Genomic DNA, 16,122 nt, shown 5'->3' with positions numbered 1-16,122 from the left:
CCGGTGGTGTCAGTAGGCGCCGACGGGGCGGATGACCGCACGGACCGTCCGCGCCAGGACGACGGCGTCCGTCGCCGGAGTCCAGTCGTGCACGTACGAGAGATCGAGGTCGAGCCCGTCGTCCCATGGGAGGTCGGAGCGGCCACCGACCTGCCACGGGCCGGTCAGACCGGGCAGCACGAGCAGCCTCTGACGCGCCCGGTCGCAGTAGTGGTCGACCTCGCGGAAGAGCGCGGGTCGTGGCCCGACGAGGCTCATGTCGCCTCGGAGGATGTTCCAGAGCTGGGGCAGCTCGTCGATCGAGTAGAGGCGCAGCACGCGACCCACCCTGGTGATGCGCGGGTCGTCGCGCAGCTTGAAGAGCGGGCCGCCGGCCTCGTTGCGGGCGACGAGATCGGCCAGGCGGGTCTCGGCGTCGACGTGCATGGTGCGGAACTTCAGCATCGTGAACGCCTCGCCGTCGAGCCCGGCGCGCACCTGCCGGTAGAGGACGGGACCGCGACTGTCGAGTCGCACGGCGAGGGCCGTGATGAGAGCCAGGGGCAGAAGGGCGACGATGAGCAGGGCGGCCACCACGACGTCGACGACGCGCTTCGTCACCCGGTGGGGTCGGCGTCGGACGGGCGGCAGCTCGACGCGGATGCTCTCGGCGTGCGGGCGGAGGGGCGTCGACGTCACCGGGTCACCCGCCGGGTCTCGGGCAGGGGCGGGATGTCGTCGAGCCCGGCGACCACGGGCCCGAGGGCGTCGCGACCGAGCAGCCCCGTGAGAGCGTCGCCCGCCTCGACCCACCGGCGATCGACGAGCGTCGCGACGAACGCGTCGAACGACGGGCGCAGAGCAGGGTGGTGCAGATCGATCGACACGTGGCGGGAGAGGAACGCCGCGCGGTGGTCGAGGGGCTCGGCGGCCTTGCGGGTGAGGGGGTTCTCGGCGCGGTCGACGAAGACCGTCGTCTCTCGGACGACGTCGGCGCAGGTGGCGCCGTCGGCCGTCATCGCCTCGACGACGCGGTCGGCGATCTCCGCCGTCTCGTCGGTCGGGGCGTGCGCCGCCGAGCGGATGGCGTCGCCGTGCAGGATGCCGATCAGCTCGAACGTGTCGAGCAGATCGGCGACCGTCACCGACGAGATCCGGGTGTACCGGTTGGCCTCGATGTCGACGAGGCCCTGCGTCGCGAGACGCGCCAGCGCCTCCTTGACGGGTGTCTTCGAGACGCCGAGCCACGCGGCGATGTCGTCTTCGAACAGGCGCTCGCCCGGGTGCAGCGTGCCGTCGAGAATGGCGTCGAGCACCGATTCGAACGTCAGGTCACGCAGCAGTCGCCGGGGGCGACGTGTGGAGCGGTCGGGAACTGGCATGCTGCCTCCAAGGTCGGAAGCAAAACATATCATCTGTCATTCTTTTAAGCCAGACCCGATATGCCGGTGTCGGCGGACCGCGCCGGCCGAGGGGGGCTCGGCGGGGTCCGCCCGGCCTCAGCCGGGCTGCCGGGCGTGCCAGCGGCCGCGCACGACGAGGATGCCCGCGCCGATCAACGCGGCCACCAGCGAGCCCACCAGCACGCCGACCTTCACCACGTCGTCCTGCGCGCTGCCGGTGCCGTAGGCGAGCTCGCCGACGAGGAGCGACACCGTGAACCCGATCCCGGCGACGAACGACAGCCCCAGGACGTCGGGCCAGCGGAGGCTCGGGTCGAGCCGGATGCCCGGCAGGCGCGTCACGAGGAGCGACGCGCCGGTGATCCCGATCGACTTGCCGACGACCAGGGCGACGATGATCCCGAGGGCGACGCTGTCCGTCAGCGACTCGGTGAGGCCGCTGACGCCGCCCACCGAGACCCCGGCCGAGAAGAACGCGAAGATCGGCACGGCCAGACCCGACGAGATCGGGCTCCAGCGTTCGGCGAAGTGGTGCGTCAGCGGGTGGCGCTCCTCTCGGCCGTCGGCGGTGACGTGCGTGACGCCGGCTCGCTTCGTCGCGACCGCCGGCACCAGGAGGCCCAGGACGACGCCGGCGATGGTGGCGTGCACACCCGAGGCGTGCACGAGGGCCCACGCGGTGACGCCGAGGGGGATCAGCAGCCACCACGAGCGCACCCCGCGGCGCACGAGCACCGCGAACGCGATCAGCGGCAGGACCGCGAGCAGGAGCGGGACGAAGGCGATGCCGGCCGTGTAGAACACGGCGATGATCGTGATCGCGATGAGGTCGTCGACGACGGCGAGCGTGAGGAGGAACGTCCGCAGAGCGGGTGGGAGGTTCTTGCCGACGACGGCGATCACCGCGACGGCGAAGGCGATGTCGGTCGCCGCCGGGATGGCCCAGCCCTGCAGGGCGTCCGGCCCGGCGTTCAGGTTGATCAGCGTGAAGATGACGGCGGGCAGGATGACGCCGCCGACGGCCGCCGCGATCGGGAGGGCGGCGACCTTCGGGTCGCGGAGCGAACCCGCCACGAACTCCTGCTTGAGCTCGAGGCCGACGACGAAGAAGAAGATCGCCAGCAGGCCGTCCGCGGCCCAGGTGCCCACGCTGAGGTTCAGGTGGAGCGCCTCGGGGCCGAAGCGGAGGTCCCGGACCTCCGAGTAGAAGCCGCCGGCCGGGCTGTTGGCGATGACGAGTGCGAGCACTGTGGCCACGAGCAGCAGCAGCCCGCCCGTGGTGTCGCGGCTGACGAAACGCGAGATGCGCTGCGCGCGGGATGCGCCTCCCGGGGCCTGCTGGGGGGAGGGATGGGTGGACGGAGCGTCGGACATGCGTGACCTCGGGGTCGGTGGAGCGAGAACGGGATGCGTGTCACCCGGCCTGGAGGTCGGGCGGTCTCAGCGCCGTGGCGGCGGGCAGCCGGCTATCTCGCCGTGGGCGTTGCTGCCCCACAGGCTCATCCACCCGTTCGTGCCGCACGTGCGCTTCGTCAGCACGCGGGCCTTCGGGAACGACTGCGCACGGACCGTCACGCGACGTCGCACGTGTCGGATCCGGGCGTGGCTCATGGTCTCCAGGGTACTTCGTCCGGTGCGATGCTCGCCGAGGCCTATCGCCCGCCGGTGTCATCCAGGGTCAGCCGCCGCACGCTCGGCGCCGCGAGGGCCGCGGCGCTCGCCGCGACGATGACGACGGCGCATGCCACGAGCGTCGACGGCGTGCCGAACACGTGGGCCGCCGGGCCGACCAGGACCTCGCCGAGCGGGATCGCGACGAACGAGCCGACCATGTCGTACGAGTAGACCCGGGCGAGCGCCTCGCGCGGGATCCGGCTCTGCAGCGACTGGTCCCAGGTGATCGCGAAGATCTCGAGGGCGACGCCGCCGAGGGCGAAGGCGGCGATCAGGGCGGGCAGCTGCGGAGCGAGTCCGAGGGTCGCGACCGGCACCGCGGTCACGGCCATGAGGCCGACCCCGACGGCCAGCCCCCGCCGGGGTCGCCAGCGCAGGGCGATCAGCGCACCCAGGGCCAGGCCGCCGGTCTGGGCGGCGATCAAGAGGCCCCAGGCGCCGCGCCCGAACGAGTCGTCGGCGACCACGGGGCCGAGCACGGTCGTGGCGCCCACGAACGCGGCGTTCAGGACGGCGAACTGGGCGACCACGATCCAGACCCACGAGCGCCGCGTGAACTCCTGCCAGCCGTCGCGCAGATCGCCGAGCACCGACGGGCTCCGCCCCGCCTCGGGTGCTGCCCGGGGTCGGCGGGGCAGTCGCAGCCGGGTGTACAGGGCGCCGGCGAGGGCGAAGCCCGCCGCATCGACGGCGAGACCCCAGCCCGGCCCGATCACCGCGACGAGACCCGCCCCGGCCGAGGCGCCGACGATGCTCCCGCCGTTGAGCCCGAGTCGCAGCAGGGCGTTCGCCGGGCGGAGGAGGTCCGCCGGCACCGTCTCGGGCACGAGCGCCGCGGCGGCCGGCAGGCTGACGGCCGCGACCGCGCCGTTCAGCACGCTCATCACGACGAGGGTCGGGATGGTCGCCGTGCCGGTGATCACGAGGGCCGCGACGACGGCCTGCGTCGCGGCCGCCGCCAGCGAGGCGCCGACCAGCACGACGTCGCGGGGCAGACGATCGGCGATCACGCCCCCGAACAGCAGCACGGCGACGTTGGCCACGGAGCGCGCCGCGACGACGAGCCCGAGATCGGCCGCCGACCCGGTGAGGTCGAGCACGGCGAAGGCAAGGGCGATCGGGGCGACCGCGTTGCCGAGGATGCCGGTCGTCCGTGCGGCGAGCAGCCAGCGGAACGAGGGGTGCGCGAGGGGACCGCCCCGGGTCGGGACGTCCCCGGAGGCCGAGGAGGCGCCTCCTCGGTCCGCGGTCACGGTCGCCTCAGGGCGAACAGCGCGGCCGTCATCGACACGGGGCTCGTGCCGGGCGTGCGCGGCGGTCGCGCCCGGGCGTGCAGCAGGGCCGAGGCCTGGCCGACGTGGCGGACCACGCGCTGCCACGTCTCGTCGTCGACCCAGAGCTCGGCGTCGGTCGACAGCTGGGGCCCGACGGCGCGACGGCCGGATCGTCGGCGGAGCTCGTCGATCAGGGCCTCGATGTACTGGGCGCGCTCCTCCTGATCGTGGGGTCGGGACGCGCCGGGGGAGGACGGGTCGTGGGGGTCGGGGCTCGGGTCGAACGGCCGGGCCGACGAGACGTGCCGATAGCGCTTCGCCTCACCGCCGCGGATCCGCATCAGCTCGACGACCTCGATCAGACCGACGCGCTCGAGCACCCTGAGGTGGTAGCTCGCGGTCGCCTGCGACAGGCCGAGTTCGCGCCCGGCCTCGGCGGCGCTCATCGCGGCGCCGGTGAGGAGGGAGAGGAGGCGCAGACGGATCGGGTGGGCCGTCGCGCGGAGTTCGTCGAGTGCGGACACAGGCCAACCCTGGAGCCGGCGACGCCGACCGTCAAATGCCTCTTTGGGGGTCGGTCGCTGCGGGTGTCGGGGGCGGCGTCTACCATCGCCGCATGCCCGATCCCGCCCTGACGCCCGACGAGGCCGGGGCTCCGATCGAGACGACGTACCGTCCGAGCGAGCACGTCGACGTGCGGGCGACGCTCCGACCGCTGTCACGCGGTTCGGACGACCCCGCGTTCCGGGTGGTCGGCGGCGCCCTGTGGCGTGCCGTGCGGGCGCCGACCGGCCCCGCGACGCTCCGCCTCGAGTCGACGACCGACGGCATCCGCGCCCACGCCTGGGGCCCGGGCGCCGACTGGGTCGTCGAGGCCGTCCCCGAGATGCTCGGTCGCGGAGACGACTGGTCGGGTCTCGACGTCGCCGACAACGCGTTCCTGCGCGATGCCCGCCACCGCCTCCCCGGCCTCCGCCTGACGCGCACCAACCAGGTCGTGCAGATGCTCGTACCCGCCGTGCTCGAGCAGAAGGTGACGAGTCGCGAGGCCTGGCGGGCCTGGCGCGACCTCGTGCGCCGACACGGCGAGCCGGCGCCCGGGCCCGCGCCCGACGGGCTCGTCGTGCCGCCCGACGCCGCGGGGTGGCGGCGGATCCCGAGCTGGGAGTGGCACCGCGCCGGGGTGGGCCCCCAGCGATCCGACACCGTGATGCGGGTCTGCGCCGTCGCGCCGTCGCTCGAGAGGACGCTGGCGCTCGGTCGCGGCGGACCGGAGGTCGAGAGGAGGCTGCGATCGATCCCGGGGATCGGCGTGTGGACGGCCGCCGAGACGATGCAGCGGGCCCACGGCGACGCCGACAGCCCGAGCGTCGGTGACTACCACCTCCCGGCCCTCGTCGGCTGGGCCCTGATCGGCAGACCCGTCGACGACGACGGCATGCTCGAGCTGCTCGAACCGTGGCGCGGTCACCGCGAACGGGTCATGCGGCTCATCTCGGCCAGCGGGTTCTCGAAGCCGAAGTTCGGCCCGCGGATGACCATCCAGGATCACCGGTTCCACTGACGCCCCGCCGGCCGCGCGGGCAGGTGGAGGCGGCGGCTCAGGCCGCCGGGCGGCCCGTCGGCGCGTCGGGCGATGCGTCGCCGCCGATCGCGTCGAGCACCCGATGGGAGAACGAGTGCAGCGCCGCGGCGTCCGGTCCGAGGGCCGCGACGAAGTACTCGCCGATGGCGGCGGTGTGACCGCGGGTCGCCGTCAGCATGGCCCGCCGGCCGTCGGCGGTGAGCTCGACCCAGGTGCCCCGGCCGTCCGTCGAGCAGTCCGAGCGGCGCACGAGGTCGCGTCGCTCCATCCGCGTGACCTGATGGCTGACCCGGCTCTTCTCCCAGCCGATCTGCTCGGCGATGTCACGGACCCGGAGGCGCCGGTCGGCACTGCGACCGAGCCCCACCAGGATCTCGTACTCGGCCGCCGACACGCCCGACTGCGTGTGCAGTCGGAGCTCGAGCGCGCGATCGAGACGTCGGCGCATGGCGTAGAACGCATCCCAGACGGCCCACTCGTCGTCGGTCAGTTCGTGGGCCATTCGCCCAGTGTAGAGACGGTGGTCCGGCATATCCTCGGGCCATGTCCGATGTGAACGCCGCCGACCTCACGCAGCAGACCGTCGAGACCGCCGGGCGCTGGCGCCGGGCCGTGAGAGACGCCCCGGCCGAGGCGTCGGCGACCCGTCTCGCCCGCGTCGCGCGAGACGCCGAGGGCCTCGAGTTCACGGCCGCGTTCGTCGACGGCGTCGTGCTCGTCGACGACCACGCCGTCGCGGCACGTCGCCTCGACCAGCTCAGCCGGGCGATGCCCGACTCCCTGCCCTGGCACCTGCGGGCCGCCGTCTCGACCGGGGGCGGGTTCGGCCCCCTGGCGCCGCGCGCCGTGATGCCCGTCGCCCGCCGGGCGTTCCGGCGCCTGGTCGAGCACCTCGTCGTCGACGAGAGCCCCGACAAGCTCGGCTCGCACCTGTCCGCGCTGGCGTCCGACGGCTCGCGACCGAACCTCGCCCCGCTCGGCGAGCCCGTCATCGGCCCGGCCGGGGCCGACCGCCGCCTCGCGCGGCTGCACGACCTGGTCGCCCGCGACGACGTGCACCACGTGTCGGTCTCGCTGCGCGACGTCGGCGGCCCCTTCGGCCCCTGGGCCCTCGACGAGACCGCCTCGGCCCTGGTCGCCCGGCTGACCCCGGTGTACGAGCTCGCGCTCGCCGGCCGGGTGCCGACGCTGATCGACCTCGACATGGGGCGGCGCGGCGAACTCGACCTGACCGTCGACGTCTTCACGCGCCTCCTCGACCAGCCCTCGCTCAGGCGCCTCGAGGCCGGGATAGCGCTGCAGGCCTACCTGCCCGACGCCCTGGCGACGCTCGAGCTGCTCACCGACTGGGCGCGGCAGCGGGTCGCCGACGGCGGGGCCCCGATCCGCATCCGACTCGTCAAGGGCGCGAACCTCGCCGCCGAGGCCGTCGACGCGTCCCGTCACGCGCGGCCCGCGCCGACCCTGCCCACGAAGGCCGCGACCGACGCGTCGTACCGGCGTCTGCTCGACCACGCCCTGCGTCCTGAGAACGCCGCGGTGGCGCACGTCGGCGTCGCGACGCACAGCCTGCTCGACCTCGCCCACGCCTGGACCCTCGCGCAGCGGCGCGACGTCGTACCCCACGTCGTCTTCGAGGCCGTGCACGGGCTGGCGCCGGCGCAGACCCGGGCGGTCGCCGCCGAGGTCGGCGGCATGGCGATGTACACGCCCGTCGCACCGCCGGAGGAGTTCGACGCCGCGATCGGCGGACTGGTGCGGGGGCTCATCGGCGGCCCCGTCGGCGTCGACCCGGCCGACGGGCCCGGGTTCGAGCGCGAGGTCGCGGCCTACCGCCGGTCGGTCGCGGCCGCCGCCGCGCCCGCTGTCGCGGTCGGCGTCGAAGCCGCGGCGGGGGCCGAGGGCGCGCCCGGCGGCGACACCGCGGCGGGTGGGCCCGCTGATCCGACTTCCGGCGTCGAGTCGGGCACCGGGTTCGTCAACACCCCCGACGCCGACCCGGCGCTCGACCTCGCCCGGGCATGGGGCCGGCGCATCCTCGTCGCCGCGCAGACGTCCGAGCTCGGTCTCGCGCAGATCGACGGCGCCCGGGTGCCCGATCACAGTCGGCTCGAGGAGACCGTCGCCCGCACCGTCCAGGCCGGAGTCGCCTGGGGTCGCCGCGACCACGCCGAGCGCGCCGCCCTGCTCGACGCCGTCGCCGCCCGGCTCGACTCCCACCGGGCCCGCCTGATCGAGGTCCTGATCAGCGAGACGGGTGCGACGCTCAGCGAGGCGGCCCTCGACGTCGGCGCGGCGGTCGACGCCGCCTGGTGGCACGCGGTTCTCGCCCGCGGTCTGGGCGACGTCCGCGGGGCCCGCTACGCGCCTCCTCGGCTCACCGTCGTCGTGCCGACGGCCGACTCCGCCGTCTCGACCCTGGTCGGCTCGGTGTCCGCGGCGCTCGCGGCGGGCAGCGGCGTCGTCGTCCGCCCCGCGCCCGAGGCGTGCCGCACGGCCTCGGTGGTCGCCGACCTGCTCCGCTCGGCAGGCGTGCCCGCCGAACTCGTCGCGACGGCGATCGTCGACGACCTCGGGCTGGCGCACGATCTGCTCGTGCACCCGGCCGTCGACCGCGTCGTGCTGCACGGCCCGTTCGAGACCGCGGCGGGCGTCCGCTCGTTCCGGGGCGACCGCGAGCTCTGGGCCGAGACGCCCGGGCTCAACTCCGTCGTCGTCGCCGAGACCGCCGACCTCGACCGAGCGGCCGTCGACGTCGTGGCCGGCGCGTTCGCCCACGCCGGTCAGGCGCCCTGGGCCGCCCGGCTCGTGGTCGTCGTGGGGTCGAGGTCACGGGCCGCCGGCTTCCGTCGTCGTCTGGTCGACGCCGTCGCCGCGCTGCGGATCGGCCGGCCCGACGCCGCCACCACCGACGTCGGGCCGCTGATCGCTCCCGCCGAGGGGCCGCTGCTCGCCGCCCTCACCGAGCTCGACCCCGGAGAATCCTGGCTCGTCGCGCCCGAACGACTCGACGACGACGGCGTGCTCTGGCGGCCCGGCATCCGAGACGGCGTGCGCCCGGGCGGCGCCTTCACCCGCCCCATGCCGGGCGGGCCCGTGCTCGGACTCGTGCATGTCGAAACCTTCGCCGAGGCGGTCGACCTCCAGAGCGCACTCGAGCGCTCGTCGACGGCCGGGTTGCATTCGCTCGACGTCGACGAGGTCGAGCAGTGGCTCGAGGCCCTCGACGTCGGCTCGCTCGTGGTCAACCGCGCGGTCGCCGCACCCCGGGCGGGTCGGAGCCCCTCGGGCGGGCGCCGCCGCGCGTCGGTCGGGCGGACCACCGCCGCAGGAGGCGCGCACACCGTCATCGCGCAGGGCGCCTGGTCGAGAGCGGCCCGGTCGCTCGAGAAGTCGTTGCAGCTCGACGGCGTCTCCGAGCCGGTTGTCCGCCTGATCGAGGCCGCCCGTGCGAATCTCTCGTTCGACGAGTTCGACCGCATCCGCGCGGCGGCCCGCAGCGACGAACGCGCCTGGCGAGACGTCTTCGGCGCCTCGCGGGCCCTCGGCGGCCTCGAGGTCGAGCGCACCGTGCTGCGTCACCGCCCCGCGTCGGTCGTGCTGCGGCTCGCGTCGGGCGGCGACCCCGTCGACCTCGTCCGTCTCATCGCCGCAGCCACCCGGGCGGGGGCGCGCATCGACCTCAGCACCGCTCTGCCCCTGCCCGCGGCGCTCCATCTGCTGATCACGTCTCCGCAGTCGCCCGTCGAGGTGGGGGCGGTGATCGTCGAGAGCGACGAGGCCTTCTTCGACCGTGCGGCCGTCGGGTCGCTGCAGCAGATCGACGACGTCGACGACCCCGCGATCGAGCTCGGCATGACGCCCTCCGCCGCCCAGCGCCGTCGTGTGGCCGACTACCGCGGGCTGCGCATCCGCCTCGTCGGCCGGGGGCGGACGGAGCTCTCGTCGGCCGTCGGGCACAGCGCCGACGTCGCCATCTGGACGGGCGAGGTCACCGACGAGGGCCGGGTCGAGCTGCTCCCCTTCGTGCACGAGCAGACGGTCACGGTCGCGGCCCACCGCGACGGGCGGCCCGAGGCGGCCCTCCGCGACCTGCGGCTCTGACGCGGGTGCGGGTGCGGGCGCCGGGCGGGCCTGCGCTCGAGCCCGCGCTCGCGCGCTAACCCACGCCCACGCCCGGGTCGGGTCGGGTCGGGCTTGCGCCTCAGCCCGCGCCCACGCCCACGCCCGGGTCGGGTCGAGCTCGCGCCTCGAGTGGTCAGAAGATGTCCTTGGTGGCCTCGCGAAGGACATCTTCTGACCACTCGACGCGTTGCGCGCGGCGCGAGGCCGAGCTCGGTGGTCAGTAGTCGCCCTTCGTGGGTTCGCGAAGGGCGCTTTCTGACCACTCGACGCCACGCGACGCGCGGCGCACGGTCACGTGAGGTCAGGCGAGCTCGCGTCTCGAGTGGTCAGAAGATGTCCTTGGTGGCCTCGCGAAGAGCATCTTCTGACCACTCGACGCGTTGCGCGCGGCGCGAGGCCGGGCTCGGTGGTCATTAGTCGCCCTTGGTGGGATCGCGAAGGGCGCTTTCTGACCAATGAGACGCGACGCGACGCGACGAGACGCGACGCGACGCGACGCGCAGCGCTCGGCGCTCGGTCACGCGAGGTCAGGCGCGCCCGCGCTCGAGTGGTCAGAAGATGTCCTTGGTGGCCTCGCGAAGGACATCTTCTGACCACTCGACGCATTGCGCGGCGCGAGGCCGGGCTCGGTGGTCAGTAGTCGTCCTTCGTGGCCTCGTGACGGGCGCTTTCTGACCACGGACCCGGCGCGCCGCGCGCCGCGCGCGCGACGCGCTCAGGCAGGGTGGCGGCTGATCAGCTTCGACAGGACGATCGCGCTGCGGGTGTGATCGACGTTCGGGGCGTTGCGGACGCGTTCGAGCGCCTCCTCGAGCGACGGGATGTCGCGGCTGCGCATGTGCACGATGGCGTCGGCGCTGCCCGTGACGGTGCCGGCGTCGACGACCTCGGGCACCGTGCTGAGGATCCGCTGCAGCTCCTGCGGCGACACGGTGCCTCGGCAGAACAGCTCGACGTACGCCTCGGTGCCCAGGCCGTCCACCGTCGGGTCGACCTGCACCGTGAAGCCCTTGATGACGCCGTCCGCGACGAGGCGGTCGACACGTCGCTTCACCGCCGAGGCGCTCAGCCCCACCGACGCCCCGATGTCGCCGTAGCCGGCGCGGGCGTTCTGGCGCAGCAGGTCGATGATGCCGAAGTCGAGATTGTCCACCCCGAGACCCTACGGCAACTAGTTGCGTGATCCAGGCCCATAACGCACATTCGTTGCGTCGCAGCCCGGCCTCCTGCGCCCGGTGCGTGTGACACTGGCACCCGTGAGCATCACGAGCGACTCCGTGGACACCGCCGGAGACCCCCAGCCCCCGATCACCCGTCGAGCCACCCCGCGCACGGTGCTGATGTGCCGACCCGACCACTTCACCGTGAGCTACAAGATCAACCCGTGGATGGACCCCGCGGCGCCCACCGACACCGCGAAGGCGGTGGCCCAGTGGCAGGTGCTCTACGACACCTACGTCGGCCTCGGTCACGACGTGCACCTGATCGACCCGATCGACGGCCTGCCCGACATGGTCTACGCGGCGAACGGCGGATTCGTCGTCGACGGCAAGGCCTACGGCGCCCTGTTCACCTACCCCGAGCGCCAGCCCGAGGGCCCCGCCTACATGGACTGGTTCCGCGAGGCCGGCTTCGACGTCGCCGTGCCCGACGAGATCAACGAGGGCGAGGGCGACCTGCTCCTCGTCGGCGACGTCGTGCTGGCCGGCACCGGGTTCCGCACATCGACCCGCTCGCACGACGAGGTCGCGCGGGTCTTCGGTCGCGAGGTCGTCGGGCTCACCCTCGTGAACCCCGCGTTCTACCACCTCGACACGGCCATCGCGGTGCTCGACCCCGAGCCCGTCGAGGGCGGCCAGAACATCGCCTACCTCGAGAGCGCCTTCGACGCGGCCTCGCTCGAGGTGCTGCGCGAGCGGTTCCCGGACGCGATCCTCGTCGACGAGGAGGACGCCGCCATCCTGGGGCTCAACTCGTACAGCGACGGCTACAACGTCGTCATCGCCGCCCGGGCGACGGGCTTCGAGCGTCAGCTGCGCGAGCGGGGTTACAACCCGATCGGCGTCGACCTCTCCGAGCTGCTGCTGGGCGGCGGCGGGGTGAAGTGCTGCACCCTCGATCTGCGACGCTGACGGTCGACCCGACCCGCGCCTCCTCGGCGGTCGCCGCTCAGCCGCGACCGTCGGGGCGGACGAACAGGTAGACGACGCTGCGACCCGTGCGGTGCTCTTGCGCGAGGTCGTAGCCGAAGCCGCCGAGGGTGTTCAGGTCGGGGTCGTCGAGCGCATCGATCTGCAGCCGCGCGATCCACAGGCGGTCGACGTCGGTGAGGCGCTCCTGCAGTTCGGCGCGCTGCGTCTCGTCGTCGAGGCCGAGGGTCACGTCGGTGAAGCGGCCCTCGGCGGCGCCCGAGCGGACGAACGCGACGTCGTCGAGCCCGTCGAACCGGTCGGGGTACGCGTAGAACGCCTGGCGGGGCCGGGTCGACACCGTGCCAGAGGCGTCGAGCACGAACGCGTCGCCGGGCCGGGCCTGCTGCTCGATGTAGCCCGCGATCTGACGCAGGTCGGCCGCACCGCCCTTGCCCGTCGGCTGCCGCTGCAGCACCCAGGTCGGGGCGGAGGCGACGACGAGCAGGGCGATCAGCGCGATGCTGACCCATCGGCGCCGGAACCCCGTGATCGCCACGCTCAGCAGCAGGCACATGCCCGGCGCCGCGAACACGACGAGGCGCGCCTGGAAGACCGGTTCGAGCGCGAGACCGGCGATCAGCAGCAGACCCACCGGCAGCACGACCCATAGGGCTCCGAGCAGCACGATGCTGCCCGGGGTCCGTGCCCGGTCGCGCAACCGCGTGCCGAGCAGGATGAGCAGCACCAGGCCGATCACCGCGTACGCGATCGACGTCGCGAACCACGGCTCGACCAGCACCGTCCACCATGTGATGTCGGCCCCGGTCGAGGGGTCGTCCGAGCCGAGCAGCCGGTTGCGCTCGCTCAGCACCGTGCCGATCATCGGCGCCGTCGCCAGCAGCGCGGCCCCGGTCGAGAGCGACCAGCCGAGGAGGCGGTGGCGGGCTCCCCGACGTCGGCGCTGAGCCGGTGCCAACGCGAGGAACACGCCGTGCACCACGACCATCAGGGCGAGCGGGACGAACGTCGCGATGGACGCGGCGAGACCCGCGCCGTACGCGAGCCACCACCACCAGCTCTGACGCCGCGACGCGACGAGCACCAGCACGGTGACCCAGACGGCGAGGGCGGCGGTGAGGGCGTACGGCCGGGCCTCGATGGCCTCGAGCGTGAGGCGCGGCAGCACCGCGTAGACGACGGCGGCGAGCACGGCCGTCATGCGGCTGGTCAGCATGCGGACCAGCACGAGCACGCCCGCGGCCCCGAGACCGGTGAACAGCACCCCCGGGAGGCGCGTGGCGAACTCGCTCTCGCCCATCAGGCCGATCCAGGCGTGCATCATCAGGTAGTAGACGCTGTGCACCGCGTCGCGCTGACCCAGGAACGCGATCAGGTCGGGCAGCGGCATGCGGGCGGCGATCAGGGTGGTCGCCTCGTCGCTCCAGTACGAGGGGATCCAGCTGCCGACACCGGCGACCACGAACGCCAGGAGACCGGCCAGCAGCGGGTCGAGCCAGCGGTGGCGCGGATGCGCGACGCCGGGGTCGTGGCCGATGCTCACGCGACCTCGCAGCGGCCGGCGCGACGACCGCGCCCGAGGACCGGCAGTGATCCGTGACCCGGCAGTGATCCGATACCCGGCAGCGACCCGATACCCGGCTTAAAGACGACAGGCCCCGCCGAGACGGGACCTTGAGTGGCTGGACACGGCATCGATCCGTGGACCTTTCGATTTTCAGTCGAACGCTCTACCAACTGAGCTACCCAGCCGTGGGGGCCTGATCGAACAGGTGCTTCGACTCTCTGGCCCACCGGGAGGGACTGGCCCTCCAGACGAGAAACTCGCCTTGGCGACCCTGACCGGACTTGAACCGGCGACCTCCGCCGTGACAGGGCGGCGCGCTAACCAACTGCGCTACAGGGCCAAACAATTGCTACTTATACTAACCGGACTCTGGATCGTTGCCGAACCAGTGACCCCAACGGGATTCGAACCCGTGCTGCCGCCGTGAAAGGGCGGTGTCCTAGGCCACTAAACGATGGGGCCGTGTGTTCCGAAGAGCACAGAGCAACCGAGAGACGAGCATACGGACCAGGCGGCGTTAATGCAAAACGTGGTCGGCGATCGCCCGTGCGCGGCCGGCGTCTCCGACCGCCGACCGCGACGTCGCTCCGGCGTGTCACCCCCCGGACGGGTCGGGCGCCGTTAGTTTCGACCTGCGCTTGAAGGTCTGAGGGGCCGCAGGCGGCGTCACCCCGTTCTCGAACGAATCGATCCTGCATGAGTCTCTTCCGCCTCCTCGGCCGCTCCGGTGCGTCGCGCCCCGCTGCCTCGACCCGTCGCCGTCGTCGGGCGACCGCCGTGGTCGTCGCCCTCGCTCTGGTCGCGGGCGTGGGCGTCGGCGTGACGGGCGGTCCCGTCGACTCGGCTCAGGCGGCGAGCTACCCGTCGTGGGCGGACGTGGAGAAGGCACGCGGCGACGAGGCCGCGAAGGTCGCCGAGATCAAGCGGCTCGAGGAGATCCTCGACCAGATGACGAAGGACCTCGACCGCAAGAACGCCGACGCGAAGAAGAAGGGCGACATCCTGCAGAAGGCGCAGACCGCCTTCGACGAAGCGCAGTTCAAGACGCAGCAGCTGCGCGATCAGGCCGACTCGGCGGCGACCGTGGCCGCCGCCAGTGAGGAGCGCGCGGGGCAGCTCGCCGCGCAGCTCGGCCGCTCGGGCGGCAACGGCAACGACATGACCGGCACCCTGATCGCCGACCCGGGCGACGCGGGCGAGCTGCTCTACAAGCTCGGCGCGATGACCAAGCTGACCGAGCAGGCCGACGGCATCTACTCGCAGGCCACACAGGATCGCAACACGGCGCAGTCGCTGACCGACCAGGCCGCAGTGGCCGAGGAGGCGCTGGGCGAGTTGGCCGCGAAGGCGCAGGCCGCGCTCGAGGTCGCCAACGAGGCGGCCCGGGCCGCCGCCGACTCGCTCGCCGAGCAGCAGGAGAACGGCGCCCGCCTCCAGGCGCAGCTTGTCTCGCTCAAGACGAACGCGGACACCACACAGGCCCAGTTCGAGAAGGGCGAGGCCGAGCGCAAGAAGAAGGAGGCCGAGGCTGCGGCCCGCGCCGCCCGTCTCGGCAGCCCGACCTCGGGCACCCCGGTGGGCGTCACGTCGAGCTTCGGCTGGACGCGCCCGTCGGGCGGGAACGTCGTGAGCGGCTTCGGCATGCGCGTGAACCCGGTCACCGGCGCCTACATCCTGCACGCGGGCACCGACCTGGCCGCCGCCTGCAACACCCCGATCTTCGCCGCCACGGCGGGCACCGTCGTCTACGCCGGCTGGTACGGCGGCTACGGCAACTACGTGCTGATCGACCACGGCAACGGCATCACGACGGCCTATGGACACCAGCCCGACGGCGGCATCATGGTCGGCGTCGGCCAGCGGGTCGCGCTCGGCCAGCAGATCGGGCACGTCGGCTCGACCGGCAACTCGACGGGCTGCCACCTGCACTTCGAGACCCGCATCAACGGCACGGCCGCCAACCCGGTCGCCTTCATGGCGCAGCGCGGCATCACGCTGTAGCGGGCAGACGCTGTCTCCGAGCAGCGCTCCTTGTGTGTTGGATGCGGCTGCAACGAGTGCGGACTTCGACGTCCACCGGTCCAACTAGTTGTCGAGCGCTACCGGCCCAGGTTCTCGCTTATCAGCGCCCAGAGAGCGAGCTTCTGGAAGCGGCACACGTCTTCGTTAAGTCAGATGGGCGCAAGGCCAGCTGTCGCCCGGTTGATGAACTCCTCGATTGCAAGATCCGTCGGGTTTTCGGATGCAGAGAGGTCGGCGCGCTCAGCCGACCCCCGCGCGTCAGCCTGGTCAGCGAGCCTGTGGGGGTGAAAGGCAGAGATTCAAAGATCCAACTCCGGTTCAGGGTCGAAGAAGATGGCCAGAG

13 protein-coding genes and 3 tRNA genes are annotated in these 16,122 nt (G+C 73.0%); 4 read left to right on the top strand and 12 right to left on the bottom strand.

All coding sequences use genetic code 11. The features are described from left to right. Window positions 1–9: 9 nt before the first annotated feature. From SOM13_RS06250 to SOM13_RS06225, 6 genes are all read right to left on the bottom strand, one after another. Window positions 10–678, bottom strand: coding sequence for a sugar transferase (locus SOM13_RS06250; RefSeq protein WP_243215025.1), 669 nt, complete (start codon window positions 676–678; stop codon window positions 10–12). After that, window positions 675–1,361, bottom strand: coding sequence for a GntR family transcriptional regulator (locus tag SOM13_RS06245; protein WP_197982001.1), 687 nt, complete (start codon window positions 1,359–1,361; stop codon window positions 675–677). The genes SOM13_RS06250 and SOM13_RS06245 overlap by 4 nt, the downstream gene beginning before the upstream one ends. A gap of 117 nt (window positions 1,362–1,478) precedes the next feature. After that, window positions 1,479–2,756 (bottom strand): Na+/H+ antiporter NhaA, encoded by a 1,278-nt coding sequence (gene nhaA, locus SOM13_RS06240; RefSeq protein WP_243215027.1) that lies wholly within the window; start codon window positions 2,754–2,756, stop codon window positions 1,479–1,481. Between the two features lie 66 nt (window positions 2,757–2,822). Continuing rightward, window positions 2,823–2,993: a hypothetical protein gene (locus SOM13_RS06235; RefSeq protein WP_192061149.1), complete on the bottom strand. Its 171-nt coding sequence runs from the start codon at window positions 2,991–2,993 to the stop codon at window positions 2,823–2,825. A 41-nt stretch (window positions 2,994–3,034) separates the two neighbouring features. Then, a complete protein-coding gene (locus tag SOM13_RS06230; RefSeq protein WP_320479138.1) occupies window positions 3,035–4,309 on the bottom strand; it encodes an MFS transporter in 1,275 nt (424 codons plus the stop codon). After that, complete coding sequence (locus SOM13_RS06225) at window positions 4,306–4,854, bottom strand: ArsR/SmtB family transcription factor (RefSeq protein WP_320477679.1); 549 nt, start codon at window positions 4,852–4,854, stop codon at window positions 4,306–4,308. Before SOM13_RS06225 ends, SOM13_RS06230 begins: the two co-directional genes overlap by 4 nt. A 92-nt stretch (window positions 4,855–4,946) precedes the next feature. On the opposite strand from SOM13_RS06225, the gene SOM13_RS06220 reads away from it, so the two are divergent. After that, window positions 4,947–5,894, top strand: a complete 948-nt coding sequence (locus SOM13_RS06220; protein ID WP_320479137.1) for a DNA-3-methyladenine glycosylase 2 family protein — start codon at window positions 4,947–4,949, stop codon at window positions 5,892–5,894. A 37-nt stretch (window positions 5,895–5,931) separates the two neighbouring features. Here SOM13_RS06220 and SOM13_RS06215 read toward each other — a convergent pair whose 3' ends face one another. Continuing rightward, complete coding sequence (locus SOM13_RS06215; protein ID WP_243215031.1) at window positions 5,932–6,417, bottom strand: MarR family winged helix-turn-helix transcriptional regulator; 486 nt, start codon at window positions 6,415–6,417, stop codon at window positions 5,932–5,934. Window positions 6,418–6,458: 41 nt separating this feature from the next. Between SOM13_RS06215 and SOM13_RS06210 the strand changes: the two genes are divergently transcribed. Then, window positions 6,459–10,019 (top strand): proline dehydrogenase family protein, encoded by a 3,561-nt coding sequence (locus SOM13_RS06210; RefSeq protein WP_320479136.1) that lies wholly within the window; start codon window positions 6,459–6,461, stop codon window positions 10,017–10,019. 736 nt (window positions 10,020–10,755) lie between these two features. Here SOM13_RS06210 and SOM13_RS06205 read toward each other — a convergent pair. Next, entirely contained in the window at window positions 10,756–11,193 is a 438-nt protein-coding gene (locus SOM13_RS06205) for an Lrp/AsnC family transcriptional regulator (protein ID WP_192061143.1), read from the bottom strand. A gap of 124 nt (window positions 11,194–11,317) precedes the next feature. Here SOM13_RS06205 and ddaH point away from each other — a divergent pair, with 124 nt between their 5' ends. Further along, on the top strand, window positions 11,318–12,172 hold the full coding sequence (ddaH, locus tag SOM13_RS06200) for a dimethylargininase (protein WP_371740776.1): 855 nt from the start codon (window positions 11,318–11,320) through the stop codon (window positions 12,170–12,172). 37 nt (window positions 12,173–12,209) lie between these two features. On the opposite strand, the gene SOM13_RS06195 is transcribed toward ddaH, so the two are convergent. From SOM13_RS06195 to SOM13_RS06180, 4 genes are all read right to left on the bottom strand, one after another. Further along, window positions 12,210–13,733 (bottom strand): glycosyltransferase family 39 protein, encoded by a 1,524-nt coding sequence (locus SOM13_RS06195; RefSeq protein ID WP_192061142.1) that lies wholly within the window; start codon window positions 13,731–13,733, stop codon window positions 12,210–12,212. Between the two features lie 136 nt (window positions 13,734–13,869). Then, window positions 13,870–13,942 (bottom strand) — tRNA-Phe (locus SOM13_RS06190). A 78-nt stretch (window positions 13,943–14,020) separates the two neighbouring features. Beyond that, window positions 14,021–14,097, bottom strand: a tRNA-Asp gene (locus tag SOM13_RS06185). Between the two features lie 49 nt (window positions 14,098–14,146). Next, window positions 14,147–14,219 (bottom strand) — tRNA-Glu (locus SOM13_RS06180). 234 nt (window positions 14,220–14,453) lie between these two features. Here SOM13_RS06180 and SOM13_RS06175 point away from each other — a divergent pair. Then, entirely contained in the window at window positions 14,454–15,758 is a 1,305-nt protein-coding gene (locus SOM13_RS06175) for a M23 family metallopeptidase (protein WP_192061141.1), read from the top strand. Window positions 15,759–16,122: the final 364 nt, after the last annotated feature.

Source organism: Frigoribacterium sp. CFBP9030 (genome assembly GCF_034045195.1).
Lineage (GTDB): Bacteria > Actinomycetota > Actinomycetes > Actinomycetales > Microbacteriaceae > Frigoribacterium.
This window is presented reverse-complemented; position numbering and strand designations above follow the sequence as displayed.